This is a genomic window from Verrucomicrobium spinosum DSM 4136 = JCM 18804, assembly GCF_000172155.1.
Lineage (GTDB): Bacteria > Verrucomicrobiota > Verrucomicrobiia > Verrucomicrobiales > Verrucomicrobiaceae > Verrucomicrobium > Verrucomicrobium spinosum.
Map to the genome: position 1 here is coordinate 2,080,620 of NZ_ABIZ01000001.1, position 14,943 is coordinate 2,095,562.

The 14,943-nt window shown below is 61.4% G+C and carries 12 protein-coding genes; 6 read left to right on the forward strand and 6 right to left on the reverse strand.

Annotation, left to right across the window (positions count from 1 at the left end):
• Positions 1-64: 64 nt before the first annotated feature.
• Both VSP_RS34525 and VSP_RS08130 read left to right on the forward strand, forming a co-directional pair.
• Positions 65-2,377: an alpha/beta hydrolase family protein gene (locus VSP_RS34525; RefSeq protein ID WP_009959927.1), complete on the forward strand. Its 2,313-nt coding sequence runs from the start codon at positions 65-67 to the stop codon at positions 2,375-2,377.
• A gap of 234 nt (positions 2,378-2,611) precedes the next feature.
• A complete protein-coding gene (locus tag VSP_RS08130) occupies positions 2,612-3,796 on the forward strand; it encodes an SGNH/GDSL hydrolase family protein (protein WP_009959928.1) in 1,185 nt (394 codons plus the stop codon).
• 27 nt (positions 3,797-3,823) lie between these two features.
• Here VSP_RS08130 and VSP_RS34530 read toward each other — a convergent pair whose 3' ends face one another.
• Complete coding sequence (locus VSP_RS34530; protein WP_009959929.1) at positions 3,824-4,066, reverse strand: DUF4332 domain-containing protein; 243 nt, start codon at positions 4,064-4,066, stop codon at positions 3,824-3,826.
• Positions 4,067-4,231: 165 nt separating this feature from the next.
• Between VSP_RS34530 and VSP_RS08140 the strand changes: the two genes are divergently transcribed.
• From VSP_RS08140 to VSP_RS34535, 3 genes are all read left to right on the forward strand, one after another.
• Entirely contained in the window at positions 4,232-5,470 is a 1,239-nt protein-coding gene (locus VSP_RS08140; RefSeq protein ID WP_009959931.1) for a class I SAM-dependent rRNA methyltransferase, read from the forward strand.
• 286 nt (positions 5,471-5,756) lie between these two features.
• Complete coding sequence (locus VSP_RS42035) at positions 5,757-6,086, forward strand: hypothetical protein (RefSeq protein ID WP_075089614.1); 330 nt, start codon at positions 5,757-5,759, stop codon at positions 6,084-6,086.
• Positions 6,087-6,101: 15 nt separating this feature from the next.
• Positions 6,102-7,157, forward strand: a complete 1,056-nt coding sequence (locus VSP_RS34535) for a transposase (protein ID WP_009959932.1) — start codon at positions 6,102-6,104, stop codon at positions 7,155-7,157.
• 335 nt (positions 7,158-7,492) lie between these two features.
• On the opposite strand, the gene VSP_RS08150 is transcribed toward VSP_RS34535, so the two are convergent.
• Both VSP_RS08150 and VSP_RS08160 read right to left on the reverse strand, forming a co-directional pair.
• Entirely contained in the window at positions 7,493-9,082 is a 1,590-nt protein-coding gene (locus VSP_RS08150; RefSeq protein WP_009959933.1) for a glycosyltransferase family 4 protein, read from the reverse strand.
• An 811-nt stretch (positions 9,083-9,893) separates the two neighbouring features.
• A complete protein-coding gene (locus tag VSP_RS08160; RefSeq protein ID WP_009959935.1) occupies positions 9,894-11,075 on the reverse strand; it encodes an FG-GAP repeat domain-containing protein in 1,182 nt (393 codons plus the stop codon).
• A gap of 87 nt (positions 11,076-11,162) precedes the next feature.
• On the opposite strand from VSP_RS08160, the gene VSP_RS08165 reads away from it, so the two are divergent.
• Positions 11,163-12,308, forward strand: coding sequence for an alpha/beta hydrolase family protein (locus VSP_RS08165; RefSeq protein WP_198141344.1), 1,146 nt, complete (start codon positions 11,163-11,165; stop codon positions 12,306-12,308).
• 71 nt (positions 12,309-12,379) lie between these two features.
• Here the strand turns inward: VSP_RS08165 and VSP_RS08170 are convergent, their stop codons facing one another.
• From VSP_RS08170 to VSP_RS08180, 3 genes are all read right to left on the reverse strand, one after another.
• Positions 12,380-13,072 carry a DedA family protein gene (locus VSP_RS08170; RefSeq protein ID WP_009959937.1) on the reverse strand — a complete coding sequence of 231 codons (693 nt, stop codon included), beginning with the start codon at positions 13,070-13,072 and terminating at the stop codon, positions 12,380-12,382.
• Positions 13,073-13,141: 69 nt separating this feature from the next.
• Positions 13,142-13,750: an HAD family hydrolase gene (locus VSP_RS08175; RefSeq protein WP_156346208.1), complete on the reverse strand. Its 609-nt coding sequence runs from the start codon at positions 13,748-13,750 to the stop codon at positions 13,142-13,144.
• An 8-nt stretch (positions 13,751-13,758) separates the two neighbouring features.
• Entirely contained in the window at positions 13,759-14,856 is a 1,098-nt protein-coding gene (locus VSP_RS08180) for an MGDG synthase family glycosyltransferase (RefSeq protein ID WP_009959940.1), read from the reverse strand.
• Positions 14,857-14,943 lie beyond the last annotated feature (87 nt).

A 14,943-nucleotide genomic window follows, 5' to 3' on the forward strand; every position in this document is an offset into this window, starting at 1 on the left:
GGGAGTCGCGGGCGGGGAGCGGCAAATATTGACCAATGGCTGGCGATTTGGTTCGCTTTGATCCATGCACTTCCATTTTGGCTGGATTCCGGTGTGCGTCACCCTGGCGGGCCCGATTTTTGGGCAGGAACCGTTGGCTGGCACGTCCCCCCTGGAGGAGGCAACCGGGGAGGCCCGATCAGCTTCGATGGTGGCGGACATTGATGGGTTTGCCATGCGCCTCATTCAGGAGGCAGAGGGAAAGCGAGCAGATCTCTGGAAGCGGGACCTGAGTTCTGCCAAGGCTTACGAGGCCTCGGTAGAGCCCCAGCGGGCCCGTTTGGCGACGATCCTGGGAGTAAACAAACTGGACGTCCGCGTGCCGATGGTGGGGCTGGAGTACCTGAGCTCATCGGTGCATGAACTGCGTCTGGCGGACGCGGCAAAGTATGGGGTGCACGCCGTGCGTTGGCCAGTGCTGAACGGCGTAAATGGGGAGGGCATCTACCTCAAACAACGGGGCGAGACGACCGCGTGCATCGTCCTCCTGCCGGATGCTGATCAGACTCCCGAGGAGCTGGCCGGGCTGGTGCAGGGCAAAGAGGCTCTTGGCCAGGCGGCCCATGAACTGGGCCTGGCAGGGTGTGATGTGGTCATCCCGGCGCTGATCAACCGGCAGTCGGATTTTTCCGGCAATCCCGAGCTGGGCCTGCGTACCGACCAGTCGCACCGGGAGTGGATCTACCGGCAGACATTCGAGCTGGGGCGGAATGTGGGGGGCTACGAGCTCCACAAAGTCCTGGCGCTGGTGGAGTGGATGAGCGCACGGAAGGTGCCAGTGGGCGTCGCTGGCTATGGCGAAGGCGGACGGCTGGCGCTGATGGCGGCTGCACTCGACAAGCGGATCGATGCGACGCTGGTGAGCGGGGCTTGGGAGGAGTTGGAAGAGACCTGGCAACGCCCGCTGGAGCGGAACGGCTTTGGGCTGGTGAAGGAGTTTGGCGAGGCCGAAATCGCCGGTCTGGTGATGCCTCGTCCCCTCATCATCGCCCACGGCCAATATGCCGCCCTCCCTGCCCCGGTGGAGCCAGCTGTGGGTGTGAGGAAAAACGCCGCCCCTGGCACTCTGACCCCACCTGATGAGGAATCCGTGAGAAAAGGGATCAAGCGGGCCCGCCAACTGGTGGGGGACAAGTTGACCGAGCATCTCCGGCTCGTGATCGCCGACGAAGGGGAGCTGGCGATCTTTCCCGTGGAGGCTGTAGGCTGGCTCCGCAAAGCGTTGCGCCTGGGCAAGCTGGACGCCCCTTCTGAACTGCGCATTCGGCGCGGGTCTCTGCCAGATGATAGAGCGCGGCAACAGCGTCTGGTGAGCGAGCTGGTGGATCACGCCCGGCGGGCGCTTCAGGTCTGCGAGCGCCAGCGGAACACTCTGGTGTGGAAGCCGCTGGCTGCCGCCAAGACCGACGTAGAGCGGTCGGTTGCCACGGCGAAGCTGCGGGAGAGTTTTTGGGAGGAGTCGATTGGGCGTCTGCCTGATCCTGCGGGGCCACCCGCCGCCCGGAGCCGCGTTCTGGATCAGAACTCCGAGTTCGTGACTCATGAGGTGATGCTGGAGGTCTGGCCCGGCGTGCCGGCCTGGGGTTATTTGCTTGTACCGAAGGGCATCAAGGAAGGCGGGCGGCGCCCGGTGGTGGTCTGTCAGCACGGATTGGAAGGCCTGCCGGAAGATGTGGTGAATGAGGCCCCTTCAGCCAGAGCCTACGGGGCCTACAAAGGCTTTGCCGCCACTCTGGCCCGCAAGGGCTATGTCGTGTTTGCTCCGCATAACTTCTACCGCGGCAAGGATCACTTTCGGGTCATTCAGCGGAAGCTCAATCTCGTGGGGCTGAGCCTGTTTTCCGTCATCATCGGGCAGCATCAACAGACGCTCGAGTGGCTGAAGACGCAGCCCTTTGTGGATGGGGGGCGAATCGCCTTCTACGGCCTCAGCTACGGCGGCAAGTCGGCCATGCGCATCCCCGCGGTGCTGCCGGATTATGCCCTCTCCATCTGCTCGGGTGACTTCAATGAGTGGGTGCGAAAGTGCGCCACGGTGGACCTGCCTTTGAGCTATGTTTACAGCGGCGAGTATGAGATCTGGGAATGGAATCTTGGCAACACCTTCAACTATGCCGAGATGGCGGCGCTGATCGCACCCCGCCCCTTCATGGTGGAGCGCGGCCACGACGATGGCGTGGGCCTGGATGAATGGGTGGCCTATGAGTACGCCAAGGTCTTCCGGTATTACAACAAGCTGGGACTGGGGGAGAAGTCTCGGATCGAGTATTTTAATGGTCCGCACACCATTCATGGGGTGGGGACGTTTGAGTTTCTGGAGCGACACTTGGGACGGTGAGCCGGTAGCCGGTGCGGGTTCGAGGTAATCCAATGTGGAAGAGTGGGTCATGGCTGGTAGAGCGGTGACCGCCTAAAGGCGGAACTCCAACCATGAAATGGGAGCGGAGAGGGTTGGAGTTCCGCCTTTAGGCGGGTCAGTGGGTCTTGTGCGCTTCTCCTGCAAGATGGTGGTCAACTGATGGCGTTTTGGTTGAAGCTCAGTACAGGAGCTGCTTCTGTTTTCCACCTCCCCATGAATCGCCGATCTTTCATCACGACCACTCTCTCCCTCTCCACTGTCCCACTCATGGCCCAAAAAGGGGCGACGGTGATTTCACCTGAGGGAGCGAAGTCCGCGACAATCACCTCAGAGCCGGTGCCCAGCACCAGCCCGGCGCAGCCTGCCAAGCCCGCGGCCAAGCCTTTGACCTGGCACGATGCCGCTCCGTATCTGGAAGGGCGGGGCTGGCCGGATGAGGCCCGCAAGCGGTACTATGATCGCTTCCCTTCTGTAGCGGAAGGCAAGGTGACGGACACGGTGTGGAATCTGAGCCGCGACAGCGCGGGCATGCTGGTGCGCTTCAAAAGCAACGCCACGAACATCCAGGTGCGGTACAAATTGCTCAAGGCCAACCTGGCCTTGCCGCACATGCCGGCCACCGGAGTGAGCGGCGTGGATCTCTATGCCAAGGCTGAAGATGGCAAGTGGCGCTGGGTGGGGGTAAGCAAGCCGGACAAACAGGAGCTTCAGGCGGATCTCACAGGCACCATCAAAGGGGACGCCCGGGAGTGGATGCTGTATCTGCCGCTCTTCAACGGCGTGGAGAAGCTGGAGATCGGCGTGAGTGAAGGGGCCACCTTTGAGGGGCAGACGGCGCGGCCAAAGCCGGTGGTGTTCTACGGCACCTCCATCACGCACGGGGCCTGTGCCTCACGGCCCGGCATGGTGCACACTGCCATTCTCGGGCGTCGGTTGGACCGGCACGTCATGAACCTCGGCTTCTCCGGCAACGGCAAAATGGATGCGGCCGTGGGGGATCAATTGGTGAAGCTCGATCCCGCGGTGTATGTCATCGACTGCAACCCGAACATGGGAGCAGAACTGATCCGCGAGCGTTGTGTCCCGCTCGTCAAGCAACTGCGCGCTGCCCGGCCCAAGACCCCGATTGTGCTGGTGGAAGACCGCCGCAACACGAACTCATGGATCCATCCCGAGCGTGCCAAATACCACACGGACAACCACGCGGCGCTCAAGGAGGCCTTCGACAAGCTCAAGGCCGAAAACGTGACGGCACTCTTCTACATCCCGGGGGACAATCTGCTGGGAGAGGATGCGGACGGCTCGACGGATGGCTCGCACCCGAGCGATCTGGGATTCTTCCGCCAGGCGGATGCCTTTGAGCCGGTATTGCGGGAGGCGCTGAAGGCCGCAGAGTAGCGGCCTTCCTCTGGTTGACCCTTTTCGTCAGGCGGCGGTGTCCCAGGACTGCGCCTGGCGAATCCATTCGCGTACCGTGTCCAGTGTGGGCAGCTTCCGCACCAGACGCTGTTCGGAGTTTACCTCCTCCATCCAGCGCAACAGCTTCTCTGGCTGGTTCTTTGCCAGATCTGTGGGCGAGGTGATGCCGGAGGCGCTGAGCAGGGAGGCGAAAGACTTTTCGGTGGCCGGGAGGATCTGGGTCAGGGGCGTGATGTTGTTGGTCGTCATGTCCAAGGGGTAAAGGAGGGGTAATGGCCTCCCCTTTTAGCCACGGTCACGGCCCCTGTATGTAAAATTGGGTCCCATCCAAAATAGGGGGGCACCTTAAGTCCATGCTCCTCTTTCAGGGTTGCGAGTGACCAGGATCTGGGTATCAACCTCAGTTTCAAATCCATGCCCGCTCCCAGCCACCGCCGCCCCATCCGTCCCCGTCAAGTTCCCACCGGAAGCGAAGGCTGGTCCATGCCCTGGGTGCAGATCAAGTACTACAATTTTCACCCGAATTTCTTCCCGAACATGATCATGGCGGCTTCGCCCGATGCGAAGCGCGGCGATACGGTCACGGTGTATGACAAAGAGGGCAAGCCTTTTGGGCACGGCTTCTTCAGTCCCGGAGCCCGGGTGCCGCTGCGCGTGTTCCGGCACGGCGCGGAGCCTCTTGATCCCGATCATTTTACCAAGGCGTTGCGCCAGGCGGTGGACCTGCGTCTGAAGACCTTGGGCCTGCCTCAGCAGACGGATGCCTTCCGCGTGGTGCATGCGGATGCCGATGGCATCCCAGGACTGATGGTGGACAAGTTCGGTGAAGTGCTGGCGGTCGAGTTGAGCAATGCCTCGGCCCTCCAGCGCGCAGGGGAGTGGATTCCCCTTCTGCATGAACTGCTGGGCACGACCCGGGCGGTGGTGCATTTCGACGATGCCCCAATCCGTGCCGAAGGGCTGGTGCCGCACCAAGTTCTGGAACAGGTCAGTCAACTCAGCGCTCCGGAGGCGGGCACGAAAATCATAGAGAACGGCATGCGGTTCCATGTGAACTTTGCCGAAGGCCACAAGACGGGTTTCTTCTGTGATCAGCGGAACAACCGGGCTCAACTGGGCCGGTGGGTGAAGGACTGCCGTGTGCTGGATGTCTGCTGCTACTCCGGCGGCTTCTCCGTGGCGGCCAAGCTGGGCGGTGCGGCAGAGGTCATCGGCGTGGATCTGGATGAGAAGGCGGTGGAACAGGCCAGGAAAAATGCCAACCTGAACCAGCAGCGCATCGATTTTGTGCATGCCGATGCCTTTACCTACATGCGGCAGATGCAGAGGAATGGGGCCACGTGGGATGCGGTGGTGCTGGATCCGCCCAAGCTGGTGCACTCCCGCGAGGGGTTCGAGGAAGGCAAGGCCAGATACCATGACCTCAACAAGCTGGCCCTTTCCCTGGTGGCCAGGGGCGGGCTCTTCGTGACCTGCTCCTGCTCCGGGCTCATGCCGGTGGAGCAGTTCGAGGAACTTGTGATCGGCATCGCCCACCGCAATGGGCGCAAGTTGCAGATTCTCGACCGCACCGGCGCAGGCCCGGATCATCCGGTCATGTCCAACTGCCCGGAGAGCCGCTACCTTAAGACCCTGTGGGCACGGGTGTGGTAGGATGCCATGTGTGCGGCCCAGGCGGGGCGAGATCGGTGTGAAGAGATTGAGGGCTCTATGCTCTCGCAGATGGGCTTGGGTCCCATGTCTTGGACGCTTCGCCCCCGGAGAAGGTTTCACGACAGGGGGTGAAATTCACAACCGTCGGGACTCTTGTTAATTTTTTTTACGAATAAATAGTGTGTAGAGCAACCGGCCTGATGTGCGGGACATCAGGATGGTGTTGGGGACTTGGGTTCATGCGCGTGCATGAGCTTCTGCGGCCCTGGCACTGAACGCTCTCATCATGAAACTCCCTCCGTTTGCGCTAAAGCATTTTGCTGCTGCACTGCTTTCACTATGGATCGCACCCACCCTGGCCTGGAGCCAGGGCGGGTTGACGTTGGAACGCTGGTCGGGCGTGGAAGGCCCCCATCTGGGAGGGTTGACCAGCGTGCTCAGTTCCCAGGCACCTGCCTTGAGTTCCTTTCAGGCGGGTTCAGCAGCGATGTTGTGCTCGCTTCCCTACCGCCTCGACGCTGGGGCCAGACTGCGAGGCACGCTGACGATCCCGACGGAAGAAGTACGAAAAGACAGGCTATTACGAAGGAAGGAAGTTGACTGCGCAGTCTTTTAAGGCGATGGGGACCTCATGGCTTCGCCTCGATACTTTGCCGATCAGATGGTTCCGGTTGCGTACTACCACTGCATTTCTCGGGTGGTGGAGCGGCGGCTGGCGTTTGGGCCGGAGGAGAAGGAGCAGTTTGTGCGTTTGATGCGGGCCTATGAGGGGTTCTGTCAGGTGCGGGTGTTGTCCTATTGTGTGATGTCCAACCACTTCCACATCATGGTGGAAGTCAGGAAGCGGCCTGAAGGGGAGGTGTATTCGGATGAATGGCTGCTCAAGCAGGCGGCGTTGATCTATTCCCAACCGGCGGTGCGGATGCTCAAGGAGACGCTGGAAACCTTTCGCAGCCAGGGGCATGACGCGGCGGCCGAGGAGCTCAAGGAAAGATACCTGGGCCGGATGTGGGATGTGAGCCAGTTCATGAAGGAACTCAAACAGCGCTTCAGCTTGTGGTTCAACAAGAGGGAGAATCGCAAGGGCACCCTCTGGGAGGAGCGCTTCACCAGTGTGCTGCTGGAAGGTGAGCTGGCCACGCTCTCGGTGATGAGTGCCTACATTGATCTCAATCCGGTGCGAGCGGGACTGGTGGAGGATCCCAAGGACTACCGGTGGTGCAGCTATGCGGAGGCGGTAGCGGGTGGACGCAAGGCGTTGTCAGCCCTGTACACGATCACGAATGAGCACCGGGCGCATGAGCGGAACCAGCCAGGGGGCTCGCAACGGATCCCCAGTGCGGCCAAGATCCTTTCCGGCTACCGGGTATGGCTCTTTGGCCAGGGGGAGGAGGTTCGAGACGGTCACGGTTCGGACAGCCGGGTGCTGCGCAAGGGGATCAAGCGTGAGGTGGTGGAGCAGGTGCGCACTGAAGACGGCAAGATGACGCTCGCGGAGACGCTGCGTCATCGGGTGACGTACTTCACGCTAGGTGTGGCCTTGGGAAGCCGGGGGTTTGTGGATGAGTTCTTTGAGGCACGGCGAGAACAGTTTGATGCCCGCCGCCAACGAGGTGCCCGCCCCATGAAGGGCGGGAGTTTTGCCGGAATGTTCGCCTTTCGAGCGCCGAGAGTCGGGGTGGTGTGACGGCAATAAGTGGTGCCGCAAAGAAGGGTGACCGGTATAAACGGGAATAGGGACAAATGAGCATTGAGCCCTTGGTGAATCTGTGGACTCGTATCCATGAAGAGCGCTGATTTGCTGCCCGGAACGCAGTGAGTAAGTACGCCGAATGGCGTGAAATGCGACAGAGGTTGGAGGCATGCCTCGAATGATGATTTGGATTGTGAGTTTCTCTTTCTGGATTTTGGCGTATAGTCTGTCTTTTCGTATTTGCATCTAACCCATTGCCCCTCTTTCGCATCGGGACGCTGACGTTGGCAGGGGGGCAGCGTGCCGCTTTCCTCGAAGCTGGGCGACCGTCAGTCGGGGGGATTGGCGGCGTCGTTGTCCTGACGACTTTTTGGGGCAAGATGCAGGAGGATGTTCTTCATGAGTTCCCGATCACGAACCAGTGTGTCCAGGATTTCGCCGTGGTAGTTGCTGACACGTGCCTTGACCTCCCCGAGGTCGTGAAGCGTGGCGGAGTGGATTTTGCTCTGGATTTGGACGAGTCGCTCAAGGGTTTGTAGATAGGCTTCCACCTGGGGAGGCACCTTGCTGGGAGACAGGGCTTTTCTTTGCTGGCGGGCCGCTTTTTCCAGGCCTTTGGCCTCCTTGATGAACTGGTAGGCTTTTTCCCGCCCGCTCTTTCTGGACGCCGAGGCGGAGTCAGACGCATGCGTGCCCTCAGCGCCTGACGGATCAGGACTTGAGGGGGCTTCAAGAGGGTGGGGCTTTTTTGCTCGAACCGGAGATGAAATGACCTGGGTCATCAGTTCAAGCAGGCGGGCGGCGACCGCATCGATGCCATGGCGGTTGCGGATGGTCGCCTGGCCGAGGAGCCCCTTTTTGAGAGCCAGATCCGGATTGGCATACACCTCCTTCATGGCTGCGGCCGCGGTCGGGATGTCGGCTTCCGCCCAGATATGATTGGGGGGATACGGGAGAGCACCGGCCCCCACTGCGACGATTTGATAAGGGATCAGCCACGAGTTCTCAGGGGTCATGAACTCCAGATTGCCGGAATATCCGGTGGCGATGCAGGGCTTGCCCAGGGACATGCACTCCATCAAGGTGAGCCCCAGGCCCTCGGAACGATGGAGGGAGACATAGCAGTTGGCCCGCGCCATGAGGGAATTGCGCTGGACTGGAGTCATCCAGCCGTCCAGAAAAAGTATGTCCGGCCGATGGCGATATCGGGTGGTTAGTTCCAGCCATTCCAGCTCATGGTGCGATTGGCCCGCGATGCTCTTGATCACACAGAGGGGGCCGTCGGGGGAGGGGGAGGGAAACGCACGAATGAAAGACTCGCAGACCGCATGGGGGTTCTTGCGCCGCGTGACGCTGCGGAAGTCAAAGCTGAAGAGAAAGACAAACCGGTCATTCTGGAGGGGCGCTGGTAGTTCCAGGGAATCTGGAACTGCGAGCGGCTTCATCAGATGGGGGAACTTGCGCACCGGCACCGGAGCGGTACGGGACAGGTTGTCGGCGATGAACTGGCTGGTGACCCAGACTTCATCGACCCACTGGTATCCATCGAGATGAGCCTTGGGGGGCTCCTGCTCTGTCTCCCAGTACCACACACCGACGATGCGGCGGTTTTGGAGCCAACTGCCGGGGAGGCTCTCCCCAATGATGTTGTAGGCATCTCCGTTCCATGAAATGATGCTGAGAGGGGCGCGTGGCGGGGCGGAATGGCCTTCGGGCAAAGCAAATCTCTTCGACAGCGGCATCCTGCCGGGAGAGAGAGGCAGGTCCAGCACCTCATAAGGGATCTGCATGTGGCGGACGGCTTCGACCATCTCCCTTCCACACTCGCAGAGGGCTGTCTGTCCGGCATAGTCTCCCATGAGATGCACCCCCAGGTCAGCCAGCAGAGGGTGAAGCGGGGATACGGTGGCTGGCTGCATGGGGGTCGTCGGATGGTGCCCAGGAAGAAAACCTGAACGAGGACCAAGCATGGCCAGTGGTCGCCCGGCGTCAAGAGCGGGGCCTGAAGGGGTGATGGTCGGAGGTGACTGGGGATCCAACCGTCTGCGGCGTCCGGAGACGGGCGACTGAGCGGGGCTGGGAACCCCCGCCTCCTTTACTGATGGGAGGTCGTCAGGGGTGAGTTCGTGGGCTGGGTGCGTGCGGTCTTGCCCCAGCATGTTCGACCCCAGGTAAAGGAGGCGGGATCTCCGGTCCCGCGGGGGAGCGGAGGGGGTAGGTGGGCTGAGTTGATTGAGAATTTGGCTGTCTGCTGCGTCAGGAGACGGGCGACTGAGCGGGGCTGGGAACCGCCGCCTCCTTTGTGGAGGGGGCGGTCGTCAGGGGTGAGTTCGTGGGCTGGGTGCGTGCGGTCTTGCCCCAGCATGTTCGTCCCCAGGTAAAGGAGGCGGGATCTCCGGTCCCGCGGGGGAGCGGAGGGGGTAGGTGGGCTGAGGTGATTGAGAATTTGGCTGTCTGCTGCGTCAGGAGACGGGCGACTGAGCGGGGCTGGGAACCGCCGCCTCCTTTGTGGAGGGGGCGGTCGTCAGGGGTGAGTTCGTGGGCTGGGTGCGTGCGGTCTTGCCCCAGCACGTTCGACCCCAGGTAAAGGAGGCGGGATCTCCGGTCCCGCGGGGGGAGCGGAGGGCGTAGGTGGGTTGAGGTGATTGAGAATTTGGCTGTCTGCGGCGTCAGGAGACGGGCGACTAAGCGGGCCTTCGAACCCCCGCCTCCTTTGTTGAGCAGTTGCCACTACGGCGTCTCGTTCCAATAGATCTTGACGTTCTTGGTCCGACGTCCAGCGGCGATGATGTCGGGCTTTTTGTCGCCATCGAGATCGGCCACGGCGAGGTCTTCGCAAGCCATCTGGTTGTCGTCGATGCTGTAGTCCTTCCACGCTGACCCAGTTGCGTCTGGTACCCACATCTTGATGCCCACGCGGGCCAGTTTGTTGGCATTGGCGCGCCAGCCGGCGACGATCTGGTTGCGGCCCAGACCGAGGAGGTCGGCACAGGCGAGGGCATGGCCGTCGTCGAGGGTGGTGGTGAGGGCGGTGCGCACGGGTGCGGCATCGCCAGTAGCGGGGACGCTGTAAACGGCTAGGTCTGTGCCGTGCATAGGTTCAATCGATGCCACAAAGGTGGACGTCCCCAGCTTGCCTTCCCGCACTTCGCCGGCTCCTTTGAGCGGCCCGCCAGCCTCGTGCTTCACCCGGTGCACCTTCTTCCAGTCAGTGTCGGAGGGGGTGAGCCATTCAATCCCCTCCTTGCCGCCCAGTCGCAGGCGCTCGAAAGGCTCACCGGGATACTGCACCACATCGAAGTTGTGGGTCATGTGCAGGTCTCCGGACACAAGCTCGGTCTTCCATTCGGCTTTGGGATCGGCGGGCTTCTGATAGGCCAGGACCTTCACGCCCTCGCCTTCACCATTCTTGTTGCCGCGTCCGTGAAGCGGCACCACCAGCAGGTCATAGCGATCAGGGCTGCGTTTCACCCACTTCATGCGATGGGTGGTGGGTTCATGAGTCAATTTTACCGGCTCCCACTTCTGGGTGCGGTCGGCCGGAGGAATGAGGTAAAACACGGCCCCGCTGTTGACGGTGTCGGAAGGGTTCCACTCTGCGCCCACGGCGATCTCGCATTTGCCATCGCCATCGATGTCCCGGGCGGCGATGCAGACGTTGTCTTTGGCGGTCAGGTTCTCGGCAATGACATGCTTTTTCCAGGAGGGATTTTCGTACCAGACGAAGGCGGTTTTGTCTGCCAGCAGGATGTCAGGCTTGCCATCGCCCTGCACATCCGCAATGGCGAGGCCGTAGCCGATCTGGATCTGGTTGTCGATCTCCTGGGCTTTGAACACCGGAGTCTTGTCCTGTGCAAAGGTGGAAAGACAGGAGGTGCCGAGGAGGAGGGCGAGCGTGGAAAGTGCGTTCATGAGGAGGCCGGGCAAGGGTTGCCTAAGAGCGTGGAAGCTGACGTAACGGGTCATGCTGCAAAAACCTGTCGGGCATCGCGTAATTGAATGGTGAAACGAGTTCCCCATCTAGCAATCAAGACAGGTGTGATGGTCGCGGCAGTCGGAGTACTGCTGGGCCGGACTTCAGCAAAGGCGGCAGACGATCTTCCCAAAGAGCTGGCCCCGTACTTCACCCCACCGGCTGAGTACGCCGACAAAGTGACGCCGGGCCCCCACCTGGTGGATCTGGGTTCTGGCAAGACCCCGCAATCCAAGGAAGACTGGGCCATCCGCCGCAGTGAGATCCTTAAGACCTGGCAGGGCTTCATGGGGGAGTGGCCGCCGGTGCTGGAGGACCCGAAGCTGGAGATCCTGGAGACGACCCGGCGCGAGGACTTCACCCAGCACCGCATCCGCCTGGAGATTGCTCCTGGCCAGACGGGGGAGGGTTATCTCCTCATCCCTGATGGCAAGGGGCCTTTCCCCGCCGTGTACGTCCCATTTTATGATCCGGAAACCAGCATCGGTCTGGGGAAGATGCCCCTGCGGGACTTTGCGTATCAGCTCACGAAGCGGGGATTTGTGAGCCTGAGCATGGGGGCGCCCGGGGGCGACGCCCGCAAGCCGGTGTTGTCCGACGGCGCGAAATGCCAGCCGCTCTCCTATCTCGGCTATCTGTCTGCCAATGCCTGGCAGGCCCTGGCGGACCGCCCGGAGGTGGATCGCAAGCGCATTGGCGTGATGGGGCACTCCTACGGCGGCAAGTGGGCCATGTTTGGCTCCTGCCTGTGGGAGAAGTTTGCCTGTGCCGTGTGGTCGGATCCCGGGATCGTGTTTGATGAGGCCCGCCCGAGCATCAACTACTGGGAGCCCTGGTACCTGGGCTATGAGCCAGGCTATACGCGCGAGCGGGGCCTGATCACCGCGCAAAGTCCCCGGACGGGGCCTTACAAGCAGATCATGGAGCAGGGCCGCAGCTTGAGCGAGTTTCAGATGCTGATGGCCCCCCGGCCCTTTTTGGTTTCCGGTGGCTCAGAGGACTTTGCTGCACGATGGCTGGATCTGAACCGGGTTCGTGAAGCTTACACGGTGCTGAAGGTGCCGGTGCTGGCAGGCATGCACAACCGGCCTCTGCATGGACCCACGGAGGAATCCAACGCTCTTGCGTACCGGTTTATGGAGTGGGCGCTCAAGGAGCGGCCCATTGAGTAAAGGGGGCACAAAAAGGCCCGTAACCCCAATGCGGGGTTACGGGCTCTTGAAGGGCTCAACGAACCGGCAAATCAGGCAGCCGGTTCGGCATCATTGGCAGCCGCCGCAGTGGTGGCTGCTTCTTTGCGGGCCTTCCACCACTCAAAGGCGATGGGCAGCAGGGAGACGACGATGATCAGAATGATGGTGGCCTCGAAGTTCTTCTTGATGATCGGGATCGTGCCCAGGAAGTAACCCGCGAGGGTGAGGCTAACCACCCAGATGATCGCGCCCAGAATGTTAAAGTAGGCAAAGGAGCTGTACTTCATGCGGCCGATGCCAGCGACGAAGGGGGCGAAGGTGCGAACGATGGGGACAAAGCGTGCCAGGATGATGGCCTTGCCGCCGTGTTTGTCATAGAATTGCTGGGCCTTGATGAGGTAGTCCTTGCGGAGCAGACGGCCGCTCTCCCGGCTGAAGACGGCGGGGCCGAGTCTTCGCCCGATGGCGTAGTTCACGGCGTCTCCCAAGACACCAGCCACAATCATGAGCGGGATCACGTACTCAAGCCGCAGGCTGTTCGTGAAGGCATCATTGGCTGCCACGGCTCCCACGGCGAAGAGGAGGGAGTCACCCGGCAGGAACGGGGTCACCACCAGACCGGTCTCGCAGAAGATGATGAGGAACAGAAGGCCGTAGATCCAAATGCCGTGCTGGCTGATGAAATCCGGGAGGCTTTCATCCAGGTGCATGACGAAGTGCAGGAACTGCTTGAGTAACTCCATAGGCGAAGAGCCTACACCACCCCCAGCGGGCGGGGAAACGAAAAAGGCCTCTTTTGCGTGACGGGCCTGTCACGCCGGGGTGCCCGGCCAGGCCCGCAGTTCCGCCTCCAGAGCGGCATGCCGGTCGTGGTGGTAGTGATGGCTGACGAATCCGAGGCGCTGTCCCGTCGCGATATTGTCCTCCAGATCATCGATATAGAACGTGCGGGCGGGATCGAGTCCGTACGCAGCCACCGCCTGCTGGAAGATCGCGTCGTGGGGCTTCATGCACCGCGCTTCATGGGAGTAGATCCCCCCTGCGAAGTGCCGGAATACAGGGAATTTGGCAAAGAGCCACTCCTTGTGCAGACCGCTGGTGTTGGAGAGGAGGTACAGAGGTACCTGCCCGGACAGTTCCTCCACGAGAGCGATCATGGGGGCGTTTTCCGTAAAGATGTCTCCCCAGGCCGTGACAAATTCCTCCCGAGTGCCATGAAAGCCGATAAGGCGGGTGCTCTCGCGGATGAAGTCGTCATCGCTGATTCGGCCTGACTCCAGATCATCCTTGAACGGCCGGAGCCGGGCGAGCACTTCGGCTTCAGTGGCATCGCTCAGTTCTGCGAATCGGCGTGCGGCAGGGGTGAAATCAAAATGGACCAGCACATTGCCGATGTCGAAGAGCAGGGCGGAGTCGGGCATGGCTTGGGTCACGGAGCGTGGGCGATCACCCAAGAGGCGATTTTCAAGGCGGCATCCGGCTCGCTGAGCGCCTTCATGTTGGCCTTCATCCGCCGTGCTTCCGAGCGATTGTTGGCCAGGAGCCGGGCGGCTTCTTTGCCAGTCTGTTCCGGGGTGGTGGTGGTCACGCCACACTCGTGTTTGGTCAGCAGCTCGGCGTTGCCTTCCTCCTGGCCGGGTACGACGTAGTCGATGATGGCCGGGCAGGTGGCGGCGAGGGACTCGTGCAGGATGGCCCCGCCTGCCTTGCAGATGACGAAGTCATGAGTCTGCAGGAGCCGGGGGATGCGGTTGGTCCAGCCAATGATCTCCACGGAGCCATCTGGGACGGAGTCCACAAACTGGGTCACCACGTGATAGAGCCGGGAGGCGTGTTTGCCGACCGGCAGGGTCAGCTTGGTGCCGGCGAGCAGCAGCGGGCGCAGGGAGGTCAGCGTGCGCTGCACGTGCTTCAGCCCCGTGGAGGGCAGGTAGAGGATCTTCCCATGGGGAGAGGCGCACTCTTCAGGCGTGGGCTGGTCCAGGAAGTCGAGGCTCACGGGAAAGCCTGCCACATGAATCTCATCCGCCGCCCGGCAAAGCCGGAGGGCGCTCTGCCGGGAGTCTTCATCCGCGACGAAATAGGCGTCACTGGGGGCGATGAACCAGATGGGGTGGATGCTGATTGAGTCCGTGATGACCGTGTAGATCGGCGGAGTGGAGATCCCGGTGGCCTGAATCTGCTTGAGCAGTTTTGGATAGATCGGGTAGGTGCAAACGATCGCGCGGGGGCGGTGCTTTTTCAGCAGACCCGCCAGCGCTTTGCGGAGGCCGGCGAGAATGTCGGGGCTCCCGTCAAAGCTCACTTTTGCAGAGCGACCGTAGATCCAGGCCCACACAGAGGGGGCACGGGTGATGAGCATCTGGTAGTTCTCCTTCATCACGGGAGAGAGAACTGGATGCGCGATGTCGAACAAATCCACCACCAGGGCCTCTTCATGGGGCGCAAGACGGCGCAAACCGCCCGCCACGTTGCGTGCCGCTGTGTTGTGTCCGTCGCCGAAGCCTGCCGTAAGGATAAGTATCACGTGAGAGAGCCGATCTAGTAGCCGTCATGCAGACAAGCGCGAACAGAAAATCACATTTCTGTCACGCGCGATGTTTTTGTCCATTTC